This is a genomic window from Actinomycetota bacterium, from assembly GCA_030684515.1.
GTDB lineage: Bacteria > Actinomycetota > Actinomycetes > S36-B12 > S36-B12 > UBA11398.
On sequence record JAUXVJ010000010.1, the window covers coordinates 1 to 14,247 of the forward strand.

General features: G+C 58.7%; 15 protein-coding genes. 10 read left to right on the forward strand and 5 right to left on the reverse strand.

Annotation, left to right across the window (positions count from 1 at the left end; translation table 11 throughout):
• The first annotated feature begins 160 nt into the window (after window positions 1–160).
• From Q8M73_05515 to Q8M73_05535, 5 genes are read left to right on the forward strand one after another with little or no spacing between them, the layout of a single operon-like run.
• Window positions 161–1,084: an SDR family NAD(P)-dependent oxidoreductase gene (locus tag Q8M73_05515; GenBank protein MDP2288007.1), complete on the forward strand. Its 924-nt coding sequence runs from the start codon at window positions 161–163 to the stop codon at window positions 1,082–1,084.
• Between the two features lie 2 nt (window positions 1,085–1,086).
• Complete coding sequence (locus Q8M73_05520) at window positions 1,087–1,941, forward strand: MaoC/PaaZ C-terminal domain-containing protein (GenBank protein MDP2288008.1); 855 nt, start codon at window positions 1,087–1,089, stop codon at window positions 1,939–1,941.
• Window positions 1,938–2,354, forward strand: a complete 417-nt coding sequence (locus tag Q8M73_05525) for an OB-fold domain-containing protein (protein MDP2288009.1) — start codon at window positions 1,938–1,940, stop codon at window positions 2,352–2,354. The genes Q8M73_05520 and Q8M73_05525 overlap by 4 nt, the downstream gene beginning before the upstream one ends.
• On the forward strand, window positions 2,351–3,490 hold the full coding sequence (locus tag Q8M73_05530) for a thiolase (protein ID MDP2288010.1): 1,140 nt from the start codon (window positions 2,351–2,353) through the stop codon (window positions 3,488–3,490). Before Q8M73_05525 ends, Q8M73_05530 begins: the two co-directional genes overlap by 4 nt.
• Window positions 3,491–3,498: 8 nt before the next feature.
• Window positions 3,499–3,945, forward strand: a complete 447-nt coding sequence (locus Q8M73_05535) for an SRPBCC family protein (protein MDP2288011.1) — start codon at window positions 3,499–3,501, stop codon at window positions 3,943–3,945.
• Here Q8M73_05535 and Q8M73_05540 read toward each other — a convergent pair.
• From Q8M73_05540 to Q8M73_05550, 3 genes are read right to left on the reverse strand one after another with little or no spacing between them, the layout of a single operon-like run.
• Window positions 3,942–5,102, reverse strand: a complete 1,161-nt coding sequence (locus Q8M73_05540) for a thiolase family protein (GenBank protein ID MDP2288012.1) — start codon at window positions 5,100–5,102, stop codon at window positions 3,942–3,944. The two genes, Q8M73_05535 and Q8M73_05540, sit on opposite strands and share 4 nt — an antisense overlap.
• Window positions 5,103–5,133: 31 nt before the next feature.
• A complete protein-coding gene (locus Q8M73_05545; protein MDP2288013.1) occupies window positions 5,134–5,556 on the reverse strand; it encodes an OB-fold domain-containing protein in 423 nt (140 codons plus the stop codon).
• A 14-nt stretch (window positions 5,557–5,570) separates the two neighbouring features.
• Window positions 5,571–6,377, reverse strand: coding sequence for an SDR family oxidoreductase (locus Q8M73_05550; GenBank protein ID MDP2288014.1), 807 nt, complete (start codon window positions 6,375–6,377; stop codon window positions 5,571–5,573).
• A 158-nt stretch (window positions 6,378–6,535) separates the two neighbouring features.
• Between Q8M73_05550 and Q8M73_05555 the strand changes: the two genes are divergently transcribed.
• Together Q8M73_05555 and Q8M73_05560 are read left to right on the forward strand one after the other, a co-directional pair.
• Complete coding sequence (locus Q8M73_05555) at window positions 6,536–7,543, forward strand: DUF2889 domain-containing protein (protein ID MDP2288015.1); 1,008 nt, start codon at window positions 6,536–6,538, stop codon at window positions 7,541–7,543.
• 50 nt (window positions 7,544–7,593) lie between these two features.
• The gene (locus tag Q8M73_05560; GenBank protein ID MDP2288016.1) at window positions 7,594–8,601 is read left to right on the forward strand and encodes a DUF2889 domain-containing protein; all 1,008 of its coding nucleotides are present in this window, start codon (window positions 7,594–7,596) and stop codon (window positions 8,599–8,601) included.
• Here the strand turns inward: Q8M73_05560 and Q8M73_05565 are convergent.
• Both Q8M73_05565 and Q8M73_05570 read right to left on the reverse strand, forming a co-directional pair.
• On the reverse strand, window positions 8,598–9,233 hold the full coding sequence (locus Q8M73_05565; protein MDP2288017.1) for a metallophosphoesterase family protein: 636 nt from the start codon (window positions 9,231–9,233) through the stop codon (window positions 8,598–8,600). The genes Q8M73_05560 and Q8M73_05565 overlap by 4 nt on opposite strands.
• Entirely contained in the window at window positions 9,233–9,916 is a 684-nt protein-coding gene (locus tag Q8M73_05570) for a TetR/AcrR family transcriptional regulator C-terminal domain-containing protein (protein ID MDP2288018.1), read from the reverse strand. Before Q8M73_05570 ends, Q8M73_05565 begins: the two co-directional genes overlap by 1 nt.
• A 224-nt stretch (window positions 9,917–10,140) precedes the next feature.
• On the opposite strand from Q8M73_05570, the gene Q8M73_05575 reads away from it, so the two are divergent.
• The 3 genes from Q8M73_05575 (at window position 10,141) to Q8M73_05585 (ending at window position 14,225) form a co-directional block, all read left to right on the forward strand.
• On the forward strand, window positions 10,141–11,280 hold the full coding sequence (locus tag Q8M73_05575) for an amidohydrolase family protein (protein MDP2288019.1): 1,140 nt from the start codon (window positions 10,141–10,143) through the stop codon (window positions 11,278–11,280).
• 91 nt (window positions 11,281–11,371) lie between these two features.
• Window positions 11,372–11,620, forward strand: a complete 249-nt coding sequence (locus tag Q8M73_05580; GenBank protein MDP2288020.1) for a hypothetical protein — start codon at window positions 11,372–11,374, stop codon at window positions 11,618–11,620.
• A gap of 127 nt (window positions 11,621–11,747) precedes the next feature.
• Entirely contained in the window at window positions 11,748–14,225 is a 2,478-nt protein-coding gene (locus Q8M73_05585) for a CoA transferase (protein MDP2288021.1), read from the forward strand.
• Window positions 14,226–14,247: the final 22 nt, after the last annotated feature.

Sequence of the window (14,247 nt, forward strand, 5' to 3'; positions counted from 1 at the left end):
GTAGCAGAGGGGCCAGGCGCATGGCTCCTGGCACCTCTGCTTTTTCATCTCATCTGGTGCAGGGCTGTTTTATTTTCAAACAGGTTGCAGGATCAGTTCTCAGTGCCTACCGTCCTAAGCCAACGCCCACTTTGTACAGATTCCTGATCGGAGCATCGCATTGTCTTCAGCACAACCACTCGCAGGTCGCGTCACCATCATCACGGGGGCCGGTCGAGGTATCGGTCGGGGTCACGCACTTGAATTTGCCAGACTTGGCTCGGCCGTTGTCGTCAATGACTTCGGTGGAGCTGGCGACGGTAGTGGCGGCTCACACGAGCCTGCCGACGAGGTGGTAGCTGAGATCAAAGCGATGGGCGGCCAGGCTGTTGCACAGTTCGGCGATGTCTCAGATCCCAAGTGCGCAGATGAACTGGTAGCTCTTGCCCTCAGCGAATTCGGCGATATCAATGCCCTGGTGAACAACGCCGGCAACCTGCGCGACAAGACGATCGTCAACATGGAAGTCGAAGACTTCGAGTCCGTCATCAATGTGCATCTCAAGGGAACCTTCCTGACCACCCGCGCAGTCGGCCGCTACTGGCGCGACGCGGTCAAGGAAGGCAAGGCTGCTGCGCCACGCATCGTCAACACGACTTCAGGAAGCGGGCTGTTCGGCAACTTCGGTCAGGGCAACTACTCACCTGCCAAGGCCGGCATCGCTGCCTTCACGATTGTCACCTCACTTGAGTTTGCAAAGTTCGGTGCGACGGCGAACTGCATTGCCCCAGTGGCCAAGACTCGACTACTCGGCACAGTTGGCGCTGTCGAACTCAAGGAGGGCTATGACCCCTTCAACCCTGACTACATCTCCAATGCGGTCAGCTGGCTGGGTGGACCTGATTGCACCGTCACAGGTCGCGCCTTCAGCGTGGTCGGTGGATACATCGGTGTCGGCGAGGGCTGGCAGATCGGTGATCGGGTATTCAATGAAAGTGGTCCACTCACCTACGACATGATCAATGAGCAGCTGCCGGCGGCCGTTGCGAACTCCAAGCCCAATGCCAGCCCCGGTGCCTCGCACCCCTACTCAATGCAGGACTAACCATGCCACTTGATTTCAATGCCATCGGTCAGAAGACAGAGCCAACGCAAATCAGTTGGGACTCCGATCGCGCGCTCATCTATGCACTTGGCGTAGGCGCCGGTCAGGAAGATGCCCTGAAGGAACTCCAGTTCACCACCGAGAACTCCGATGGCCATCCGCAGCAGGTCCTGCCTACCTTTGCTGTGGTGATGGGCGCAGGTGCAGCGCGTGGACCTGGCATCAACTATGGCGACTTCGATCGCAGCAAGTTGCTCCACGGTCAGCAGGCCATCCGCCTGTTCAAGCCGATCCCCGTGGCTGGCGTGGGCATGCAGTCCTCCGAGCTCACAGGCATCTACGACAAGGGCAGCGGCGCACTGGTCACGATGACCACCACCATCACCGACACTGACGGCAATGTGCTCGTTGAATCATCCAATGGCTCCTTCATTCGTGGCGAGGGCGGCTTCGGAGGCAACCCAAGCCCGAACGAGGAATGGGATCAGCCCACCCGTCCGGCAGATCACGTCATCACTCAGCAGACGCGCCCAGATCAAGCGCTGATCTATCGCCTGTCAGGTGACCGCAACCCCCTGCACAACGATCCGGTGTTCGCAGCCCGGGGCGGCTTTGGTGTTCCGATCCTGCATGGCCTGTGCAGCTTTGGCTTCGTCGGACGAGCAATCCTGCACACGGTGGCTGGTTCAGATGTAACGCGCTTCAATGCGATGTCGGTTCGCTTCTCCAAGCCGGTCATGCCGGGCCAGGCACTGACCACACATATGTGGGTTGATGGTTCCCGGGTGCAGTTCCGCACTCTCGTTGATGATGCAGTGGTGCTGGATCGCGGAGTGGCAGAGGTGAAGAGCGCTTGACCGGAAAATCAGTTCCGTCCGCCACACCCGAAACTCGTCAGTACTGGGAGCACACCGCACAGGGTGAGATCTGGATGCCCAGTTGCAATGATCACGGTTGGGTTTTTCCGCCGCGGCCACATTGCCCCAAGTGCGGCAAGCGCCCACTTGACTGGATGCAGCTCTCGGGCAAGGGCACGATCGCGTCTTTCATCATTTCGCATCGCGCAGGGGTCGGCTATCAAGATGAAGTGCCGTACTTCATCATCATTGTGGATACCGCTGAAGGTCCACGAATGGTCGGCAATCTCTATGGCGTTCCCGTCACTCCAGAAAGCGTCACAATCGGCATGCCCGTTGAAGTGTTCTTCGAGGATCGCGAAGGTGTTCATGTGCCGCAATGGCGACCAGTGGGATCCACGGTGACGCTATGAAGCCCGACGACATTGTCATTGTCGGTGCCTCGGAGTCTGAGAACATCGGCATCGTGCCGGATGTATCGGCGATGGGTCTGGCCATTGACTCGGCACTGCGCGCCTTGGACGACGCTGGCCTGACGCCGGCTGATGTTGACGGCATTGCCGGCACGATGCATCCGGCCGAACTCGCCCTGCAACTGGGAACGCGCCCACGTTACGCAGACGGAACCAATGTCGGTGGCTGTTCATACATGCTGCACGTGCGCCATGCCGTTGCGGCACTGCGTGCTGACATGGCATCTGTCGTCGTCATCATGCATGGCGAATCCGGGCGGTCACGTGTGGGCGTACCGATGATGTCAATGGACATGACGGCGGCGCCGGGACAGTTCGAACGCATCTACGGCGTTGCTGGAACGTTCTCAATGTTCACCCTGCCGGTCATGGCCTACTTGAACAAGTACGGACTTGATGAGAGCGCACTTGCCGAAGTTTCCGTGGCGCAGTCCAAGTGGGCCGCACAGCAGCCGCGTGCATTGCGACAGAAGATCGTGACCGTTGACGATGTGCTCAACTCCAGCATGATCGCCTGGCCATTTCGGGTCCTTGAATGCTGCCCGCTCACCGATGGCGGTGGATCGCTGGTACTCACCACTGCATCCAGAGCTGCCGATATGGATTTGAAGTACGAACCAGTGGTGGTTGCTGGCACTGGTTCATTGGTTGAAGGCGCTGGATCGTCCTTCATGGAAGACCTCACAAGTTTTCGAGCCTTCCGGGAATCCTCTGCTGAGGCCTTTCGCACAGCCGAGATGACCGTGGACGACATCGATCATCTGATGATCTATGACGCGTACGCGCATCTGCCCTTGTATGGGCTTGAAGACCTTGGCTTCGTCGGCAAGGGTGAGGCAGCTGAATTCATCAAGAGCGGCGCCACCAGCCCAGGTGGATCACTGCCGATGAACACCAATGGTGGCGGCATCATGTACACGCACACCGGCATGTACGGCATGTTCGCCTTGCAGGAAGCCGTACGTCAGATGCGTGGCACCTCACCTGCACAGGTCGACGGGGTGGAGACGAGCTTCGTCCAAGGCGTCGGCGGTATGTTTGCTGCTGCTGGATCGGTGATCCTGCGCAAGGTATAGGGGGCAACATGGCAAGCGATCTCATCTCGGTCAGCGCATCAGCGCAGTCCACAGCGTCAGCCGAGAAGGTGTTCGCTGCCCTGGCTTCTGGCGCGACCTGGCCGCAATGGTCTGCCATCAAGAAGTTCTCGCTCGAAAGCCCTGGTGCAGACGGCGCCGAAGGTGTGGGTGCAATCCGGCTTTGGAACAGCGGTCTGATGGCCACTCGCGAGCAGGTCGTTGAATTGCAGGCCCCGAGCAAGTTTGCCTACACCCTGCTGTCGAGCAAGTTGGTCAAGGTGCGCGACTACCGAGCTGATGTGACGGTGACTCCCACGGACACCGGTTGCACCGTTGTGTGGTCAACGGTGTTTCGCCCCAAGCTTGCTGGCACCGGCTGGTTCTGGAAACTGGCACTGAGCAAGCTCGGTGCCAGTTTGGCCAAGGGTGTTGCGGAGTACGCCGCTAAGGCTTAGTCCGCGGTGAGCAATGCACAGGCCGCGAATCCACCCACCGCGTTGCTGACGACTCCAACCTTCGGGTTGTTCGGCAGTGCGCGATCGCCTGCTGTTCCACGAAGTTGACGGGTGACTTCGATGAAGAAGTTGGCCCCGTGACGCCGACCCACATTGCACGCCCCACCGTCGGTGTTGGTTGGCAGCGAGCCGGTTGCAGAAGTTGCGCCTGAGCGCACGAATGCGCCGCTGCCGCCCTCTTCGGCAAAGCCCAGCGCTTCCAACCACTGCATGGCAATGAAACTGAAGCCGTCGTACAGGCCTGCGGTCTGCACATCCTTGGGCTTGAAGTCTGAGCGGCTCCACATGCGCTCGGCCGCCATGAATGGCGAGGAGTGCGTCATCTCGTCTACGAGGCTGAAGTCGGCTTCTTTCGTGGTGCCATTGGCCCAGGAGTCGAAGAACACTGGCTTCTGCTTCATGTCACGAGCACGCTCTTCGGTGGTGAAGATCAACGCGCTGGAGGAGTCAACGGGGTAGTCGCAGTCCAGAAGGTGCAGTGGCTTGGCGATGTAGCGCGAGTTGAGGTAGTCCTCCATGGTGAGTTCTTCATGGAAGAAGGACTCGGTTGGATTTGCCACGGCGAACTTGCGCTGGGCAATTGCGAAGGCTCCGAAGTCCTCTTCGGTTGAGCCGTACTTGGCCATGTGGCGCGTCATGTACATGCCAGCCCAGTGCGATCCAGTGAAAGATCCGTAGGGCATCGAGAACTGCATGTTGCCTGGGATACCAGCGCGTGCTCCGCCAGCAAGCATTGCTGCGCCGCCTGCCGCGCCATCCTTGTGAACCGTGCGCAGGGTCAACACCGTCTCGGCTGAGCCGGACTCGATCGCTGCGATGGCGTGCATGGCTGCAACGCTGTAGGCAGCTCCGTCGACATTGCCGGAGTAGAAGGCCAGATCCGGAATGCCGAGCATTGCTGCTGTGTGCGTGGATGACACGAACTGATGCGGGAAGCTGTGCACGACAACGCCGTCAATATCTGTCGGCTTGATTCCGGCGTCAGCCATTGCTGCAACGCTGGACTGTGCGGTCAACTTGTCCAGCGTATAGCCGGTACCGCGACTCACATCTGAGTAGCCGACGCCGACGATTGCGACGCGATTCTTCTTCGACATTACATAACTCCTGAAGTGTGGTTGCCAGTGATTACTGGGAGATTGGACGGAAGACCGGGAGCATGAATTCGTCACCGAGCGGATTGAAGGTCACCTCCACGCGATCACCAACCTTCACACTGTCTGGATCCACATCAACGATGTTCGTGATCATCTTCAGACCTGGCTGGTCATCGAGCTCAACGACTGCCAGAACAAAGGGGAGCTTGTCGGCGAAGTAGGGATGAAAGGCCTGCGTGGGAATGCAGAAGGTGTACACAGTCCCCTTGCCGGACACGGCCTTGGAGCCAAGATCAAAGCTCAGGCAGGCGCTGCAGATTGGCTCAGGGGCATGCTGCAAGTGGCCGCAGGAATTGCAGCTCTGGATGACCAATTGACCCTTGGCAGCGCCATCCCAGAAGGCTTGGGTCAGCTCATTGGGCAGGGGCAGCGGGGGTGAGACCTCGGTTGTCATATTTCTCCAGTCGATTATTCGTTGTCTTCAGGCCAAAGATCTGCGTCTGCGATACCACCCATGCCACCAGGCCCACCGTCAATCGACAGTGTCTGTCCGGTGATCCAGCTGCTGAGATCGCTGACGAAGAAGAGTGCGCCATTGGCGATGTCGATCGGCCAGCCCACTCGGCGCAGGGGGTTGCCTTGGCCCATGCTGTCGGCATCCATGCCGAAGCGCTCCCACGAGCGAAGGGCGCCTTCAGAGGCAACGCCTCCAACAGCGATGGCATTGGCTCGAATGCCCTTTGGACCCCACTCGGCTGCGATCACGCGGGTGAACATCTGCAGTCCAGCTTTTCCAGCTGAGTAGGCAGCGCCGCCCTTGACTCCACTGACTCCTGCACCGGATGACATCGAGACGATGGCGGCGTGCTCGGACTTCAGCAGGTGTGGCAGGGCTGCACGCGAGCACAGGTATGCCGAGGTCAGGTTCAGTTCGATCGAGTTGCGGAAGCGATCCGGTGGCATGTCCTTGGTGGGGAACATGTATGCGCCGCCGGCGTTGTTGATGAGGATGTCGAGCTTGCCGAACTCAGCGATGGTGCCGTCGATGAGAGCTTGGACCTGATCTTCGTCCCGCACGTCCGTCTGCATGGCGATCACCCGGCGACCGGTGTCTTCAGAGATGCTCTTTGCGACTTCCTGCAGTCGCTCGACCTGTCGACCGGCAATGACGATGTCGGCGCCATTCTCGGCGAACAAGCGCGCTGTCGCCTTGCCGATGCCGGTGCCGCCGCCAGTGACGATTGCTACGCGATTGCTGAGATCGAACGTGGTCATTCGTCACACTCCTTGGGTGCTGGGCGTGTGACCCACCGTAAGAGTTCTCGTGAGCCCTGTCTGGCGTTCAAAGAATCTCGTTCTGCATGCTCCGTACCTCGTGTAACGCTGCGCGCTACCCTCACGAGCGCAGTATTCGATTCAACGAAAGATCCCCAATGCCCATTGATATTCCTCTGACCGGTCGCGTTCTCACGGCGGAAGTCAGCGGTCCAGGCGATCCAAATCGTCCACGCCGCCCCGGCTCCATTCGACGCACGAGCTCCTTGAATATGGATTGGCCCAATGGTTGGGATTCCAGTGCACGAGTGCGCGCCCGCGCACGTGATCTGCTGACCTTGGCTGACACGACAAAGACAATTGCAGACGACGTTCTGGTTGCAACTGTTGCTGAAGGGCGGGTGTACGAATCCCTGTTCACTTTCCCTGATCGACCTGCACTGCAAGCAGTCGTCGGCCTCACACGTCCTGGAAATTCGCGAAATGCGGTCAGTGCCCTGGTCCCCGAGGAACAAGAGGCTGGCACGCCGCTCTTCCTGCTTCTGGATGACCTGCCTGCTATTGCGCTGATATCGGGTCAGGTCAAGAGCGAGTGGATTCCGACCGCGCAAGCTCTTGCGCAAAGAGGTGATAGGCCGATCCGTCGAGTGATTGGCATTTGCTCTGGCTACACCCCTGGTTCGTCGGCTTTGGACCCCGATGGTTCAGTGCGGATGATTCAGCAAGTGCAGGCGATCGGCCCGTTGACTACTGAAGCAGATCCGCAGGCTTGGCACACGCTCCAGGCTGAGACAAGTGAACCTGAGATGCGTCGTGTCCGTCGCATCGACGTCTGGAAGGACGATGTGCTGCACATCGATTCCTTCTTCCAGGACAGCTGCACCACCGCGGGCGGCGTTCGGGTCGCAGTCCACGAATACGCCCTTGAAGCAACTGCAGATCTTGAGACTGGTGTGCTCCTGACTGTGAGCGCCCAGCCGCACGTGCTTCCATTCGACAGCTGTCCGGCTGCGGCGAGCAATGTCGATCGGATGATTGGTATCCCGCTCAATGAATTCCGCTCCGCTGTGCTGAAGCAGTTGCCAGGGACATTGGGTTGCACCCATCTCAGTGACGCCCTGCGGGCTCTGGCCGAAGTGCCCTCGATGGCACGCCTTACAGCGTAGACTTCCAACCGCCGGTACTCACGCAGACCGGACTAGGCGAAAGGCTTTTCATGGCAGTCGATGTACCCCTTGATGTTCGCGTGCTCGGACCAGCGATTCCCACTCCCGCTCGTCGGCTGGGATCAGTTCGTCGAACTTCCACCATCGATGCGACTTGGCCCGCCGGTGTGGGTACCCCCATGCACCTGATTGGCCGGTCACGGGATCTCCTGACGCCGGCAGATGGCTCTACGCCCATCGTGCTGATAGAGGATTCGCTCCAGGCTGTTGTCGAACCAGATCGCACGACAACGAGCTTGACGACACCTACAGATCGCGTCGACCTTCAGCCGCTTGTCGGGGTCCAAGGCGGCGGCGGCTCGAGAGCTCGCGTTGTCCAACAGTTGCCTGACGAGGTTGCGGCCGGCACGCCTTTGTACCTTCTCCTGGACGATCTTGCAGGTGCGACTCTGGTGTCGGGCTTCGCATATACCCACTGGCGTAACCACGAAGAGGTATTCGACTTCAACTCGCCTGAAGTGAAGGCGCGCAAGATCTCGATGGTAGGTATTTGCGCCGGCTTTCAGAAGGGCGCCAGCGCTCTTGGGGTCGACGGAAATCCGCCAGCAGTGCATGCGATTCAGCCGGTACCGAATCTCATTCGCGAGGACGACGCCTTTGCTTGGCATGAGCTCTTTGAGGTGACTGAGGTGTCATCACGACGTTCACGCAGGATGGACGTCTGGCGTGAGAGCGATGAGTACGTAATCGATGCCTTCTTCCAAGATGCAGGAACTTCACCTTCGGGCCCCCGGATTGCGGTGCATGAGTACACGATCCAAGCATCTGTGAATGCAACGACGGGCATCGTCACGTCGATCCGCGCGCTGCCTCAAGTACTGCCGTTTCTTGAGTGTCCGATGGCGGCAATGAATGTCGGCCGTCTTGTTGGTCAACCATTGCGCGAGTTCCGAAGCGTCGTTAACGAACAGTTGCCTGGCATTGATGGATGCACGCACATGAACGATGCACTGCGCGCTCTTGCTGAGGTACCGGTGCTGGCAGCGCAGATTCGTTAGTCGGTTTCTGATTCTGAAATGGCCGCATCACGAATCTTGTATGCCTCAGGATCCTTTGGAGGATGCTTCATGGTGACTTCATCAGTGGTGGTGTCCAGAATTGCGTACGACAACATTCCATAAGCCCCCGGCTCACGCGTGAAGGTGAGTGAGCCAGGGTTGATGACGAGAGTGCGCCCAATCCGCTCGACCATGGGCACATGCGTATGCCCGAGAATCAAGTAGTCAGCGTCCAACTCATCACAGCGTTGAAACAGTGGATCACCGGCATACAAATAGTGCCCCTTGGGCGGCCATGGAGTCGAATGCACCATCAGCAGTGACTTGCCATTCACCGTGGTGCGAATTTCGTCCGGGGTGTTGCCGATGAAGTCCAAATTGGACTGGCGCACATGGGGTGCCGAGCGAGCACCTTTGCCGTGTGGACCCATCAGGACCCATTCGTGATTGCCTTGGATGTAGCGAATGTTGTTGTCGCGAATGATCTCGGCAACTTCGTTGCTCAGGCGATATTCATAGTGCGCATCGCCGGCACAGAGAATTTCGTCTACACCTTCGTCGATGAGTGCGCGCACAGTGAGAAGGAGGTGCTCATCCTGACAATGAATGTCAGAGACGATCCCCAGTTTCACTATGCGTCCTCATCGCTCAACGTTCCCTTGATTGCTTCAAGTCCTGCCAAGATAACGCTCTGCCTGAAGCGATCAACAGCTTCACGACCGGCTTCATCTTTCAGGAGCCTGCGCCACTCGCTTGCCAGACTAGGTGATTCTTTGCCAGTGCGCTTTGTTTCCTTGTGACTGCTGGGCGCGCCCAATTGTCGATTGATAAGGGAGGATCCGTAGCCCAAGGTGTAGATGGTGTTCAGGCCCAGCATTGCCTCGCGTTCGCTGAAACCTCCGTCACGCAGAATCTGCAGGTATCCCTGCATGAGTCGCTCACTTTGCTTCGTCAACTTCACTTCGGAGATCACCACGTCGATTCCTGGGTACCGCGCACTCGACTCCTTGTTGCGGCGTTGTTGCTCCACAAGTCGTTCTTGCCAAGTGCCGAAATCATCAGCTGGCACCTCAACAGGAGCCAGCACTTCATCGACGAGCATCGAAAGCAGATCCTGCTTGTCAGCAACGTGGTGGTAGAGCGCCATAGGTGTCACGCCGAGTACTCGTGCCAATGACCGCATGCTGAGTTGCTCGAAGCCTTCGCTCGATCCGAATTCCAGCGCAACCCGGGTGATTTCATCGCGACTCAGTCCAGGGTTTGCGGCCGGCTGGCGCCGACGCGAGGCCTGTTTGGTGGTGGCAACGGCGGTCATTGGACAAGAGTACTGGCACTCGTAAGTGTTTCGATAACGACCAACGTGAGGTGAAACACCTTCTGTCATCGGCGTGAAGAAATTCGACCAAGCCCTTGACCCCGCTATGTATACGGTGTAAACCTGAGCCCAGAGCAATACAGGTGACCTGTCCCAGGCATCGAGTTCGGGTGCTCTCCCGCTCTTGAGTCCAGGATCCGACTTATCAAGCGAAAGGCACAACCATGAGCACAAGCACAATGCTGTGGGCCAACTCGGGCGACTCGCACTTCATCGAGCCGGCTGACCTGTGGTCCAAAGAACTCCCCAAGTCCCTTTCGGATCTGGTGCCCCGATCTGTCAGAGATGCAGACGGATTGTGGGAGACGGTGTATGTCGATGGCCAGTCATTCCGCCGACGTCTGCCGTCGTCGGCAGCCGTGGAGTTCGGCAGGCTCGGTAGCAAGGCCCCCGGATTCTCAGACTTCTCCAAGCGTCTCCCCGATCAGGACGAAGAAGGGGTCTGGGCAGAGTTGGTCTTTCCTTCGCTGGGCATGTGGGCGGCTTCCTTCAAGACTCGCGAGTTACTGAAGCAAACCGCACGTGTGACCAATGACTTCTCAGCCAGCGAGATCATCGCGCTGTCTCCTCGCTTGCTGCCAACTGCCCAGGTATCCACCCTTGATGTCAATGACGCAATTGAGGAGATGCAGCGTTGCGCAGGTCTGGGCTTCAAGAGCGTCTTTCTGACAGTGAGTCCACACCCCATGCAGCAGGACTGGCAGCACGAGTATTGGGAGCCGCTGTGGGCAGCGATGGAAGAAGCCAACATGGTGATTGCATTCCACATCGGCACTGAGCCGATCGACATGGCTGCCGGTGAAGTTATCGGCGTTACATACCGCGGACCTGGAGGTGCGGTGATGAACTACACCGAGACAACGTTCTCAGGTCAGCGTGCTGTCATGAAGATGGTTGCCTCGGGCGCGCTTGACCGTCACCCGGACTTGAAGGTCATGGTCTCTGAAGGTGGAGCCACTTGGGCACCCTTCCTGGCTGACCGGATGGAAGAGGGATACCGCCAGCACCACATGGCAGTGCGGCCCAAGCTGAACCGTTCACCTCGGGAGATCATCTATTCACAGGTCTACGCCTCCTTCCAGCATGACCCAACGGCGGTAGCAGCAGTGCAGTACATGGGCTACAACAACGCGATGTGGGGCTCGGATTACCCGCATATGGAAGGCACCTACGGCCATACCCAGAAGACTCTGCACGAACTCTTCGACGATGTGCCTCAGGCAGTCTCCGAGCGCATCCGCTTTGGCGCATTCGAAGAGCTGTTCCCGACGGCACCCAAGGCACCAGCCGAAATTCGTAACTGAAACCGCAGCGAAGAAGGTGGGCTGCCAGATCGTTCTGGCAGCCCACTGCGCTGTGAATTCCGACTATTCGGTTCTTGCTGGAGAGGCAACCATGGCAGGCGAAGAAAGTGTGATGAGCGAATCCCCGCAGGAGTTCTTGCAGGAGGCCACTCCAGGGTATTGCGATGTGCAGTCCTTTGTGCCAGTCGAAGGCGGCTACGCCGGCCACTGCACATGCGGTGGCTGGGACGTGGTGATGCCCACGCAAGAGGAAGCACACGCCCTTGCCGTGGAGCACACGATGGCTATCACGCTGAAGGAATTGGCCAAGCGTGGAGCACAGGCAAGCGCGCCGGCTTAAAAATAGCTTGGCTCTAGCGCTTCAAGAAATGTTCGAGCACAATGCGCTCTACGCCGTAGACCATTGCACCTGGCCGAGGCCTTTGCATGCTTCGCACTGACCAGCGAGAGACAAGAGGGAGTACGACATGACTGGAATGCTGCAGGGACTCAAGGTTGTCGAATTGGGCGGCGGATTATCCACTGCTTTCGTCGGCAATCTTCTGGCGGACTTCGGTGCCGAGGTCATCTCGATCGAAAGACCTGGTGGCGCACAATTGCGGCGGGAACCTGGCTTCCTTTTTCTTGCACGTGGCAAGAAGAGCATCGTTCTGGACCTCGATGATCTGGCCGATGCAGAGGTCGCCCGCAAGCTGTTGGCCGATGTCGATGTCGTAGTCACACAGGAACGGGTAAGTGAACGCACGGCTTGGGGCTTAGATGCCACGAGCATTACTGCGTTGAACCCTCGCCTCATCTATGCGCAGATCACTGCCTTTGGCCTCTCGGGTTCACTCGCAGACGTCAAAGTCGATGAAGCGCTGATTGCGGCGAAGCTAGGCCTGAATCAGGCCTTCGCTGCGGCCACTGATCGACCGGGCCCCTCATGGTCGAGTACTCCCTGGGCTTCCTGGAGCGGCGCGCAGGCCACTTTGCAGGGGATCTTCGCAGCACTACGTGAGCGTGAGTCCAGTGGTGCCGGTCAGACAGTCAGCACCAGTTTGGGCCATTGCCTCGGCGGGCTTGACCCTTGGATGCAGTCCAACGCGGCGCTCGCTCAGATCTTTCCCGACGCCTTTCAGGGTGGCGGCATGGTACTGCGTGAAGATGGAGCTCCTTTCCTCAGCTACTCCTACAAGTTGCTCGTTGCAATCACCAAAGACGGGCATTGGCTGCAGTTCTCGCAGGTGCAACCGCGCCTGTTCAAGGATTTCATGCAGGCTTGTGGCCTGAACTGGATGTACACCGACGAGAAGTGGTCTGCGTTCATGACCATGTGCACCGATACCGTGATGATTCCGCCGGATGCCTCCGCCGAGATGCGCTTTGAATTCTGGAACATGCTGTACGACATCGTCCAAGCGAAGACTCTCGCCGAATGGCAGGCAACCTTCGATGAGTGGCCGAACGTATTTGCAGAAGTGTTCCGCCGAGGAACAGATCTGCTGCATCACCGCCAACTGGAGGTTGAAGGTCAGTTGGCGACCATCTCTGATCGCCAGCATGGCGAGGTGTTGCAGCCAGGAGCGTTGATCCGCTTCAGCGAGACGCCGGCTCAGCTGCATGCGGATGCCCCGCGACTCAATGAGCATGGCGATGAATTGCGTGAGCGGGCGAAGTCACTTTCGCAGGACGCGCGCCCAGTTGTCGCGGGAGCGCCAAGCACTCTGCCCCTGGCCGGTGTCACGATCATGGAATTGGGCACGTTCTACGCCGCCCCGTATGGCTCCACCATTCTTACTGATCTCGGTGCGCGAGTGATCAAGGTGGAAGCCCTTGACGGGGAGCCGATGCGTTTCCAGCAGGCGTTCCCAGAAGCCGGCGCCATGAAGGTACTTCAAGGCAAGGAGTCACTCGCCCTCGATCTCGGTTCACCTGATGCCAAGGATGTTCTGGCCCAGATCGCGCAGGGTGTCGACATCGTCATGTGCTCATTCCGGGCTGGTGCAGCTGATCGCCTCGGTGTCGGCTTCAATGATTTGATAAAGATGAATCCGAACATCATGTACCTGGACTGCCCTGGCTTTGGCGTGCTTCCTCCATATGGAGCACGTCCGGCCTTTGCCCCAACAATCGGCGCGGGCAGCGGTATCGCGATGCGCAATGTTGGAAGTCAGATCCCCGAGACCATGCCCGCATCGCACGATGAACTCCGCAAATACGGTGGCAAGCTTGCGGCCGGTGGCACGATGTCGGCTGCTCAGCCTGATGGGCTTGCCGCATTCGCTGTTGGGACGGCGCTTGCTATGGCCGCGTATCTGCAATCCGTTGGAGTTGGTGGGCAGCAGATGCTCACCACGATGCTGCTGTCATGTGGGCACGCGTTGGGAGAGACCATGGTTGAGTTCAATGGCCGTTGGGAGCCGTCGACCACAGACGACGAGATCCTCGGATTCAGTGCCTTGGAGCGACTGTACGAGACCGCAGATGGTTGGGTCACGTTGTCGGTCACCACGGATGCCGAGTGGACGCGACTCGCAACTGCGATGAATGAGCTCGCAGATCTCGGCAGCGATATTCGTTTTGCAAATGCATCGTTGCGAGCCGAGCATGACGGTGCTTTGACGCAGGCACTGGCCGGCGCTTTCGCGAAGAGGAGTGCCAACGAGTGGGAGCAGGACATGCTCAAGGCCGGCGTTCCACTCTTGGAGGTCAATACTGGCGCGGCAGAGCACATCATCATCGGTGAACTCGGCATCCAGCACGGCTGGGTCACCCGAGTGGAAAGTCCAGTCGTCGGTGAGTACCCGCGGTTGTCCCCCTTCCAGCAGTTCTCTCGTTCCCTCACTGTGGCCTTGCCGGGCAATACCAAAGGTCAGCACACGCGTTCAGTGCTGACGAAGGCCGGATTCACTGAGGAGCAGATCCTCGGTTTTGCTGAGCAGGGTCTTGTGCAGATTGGCTGAGTCCCGCCAGCAGTGCAGCCAT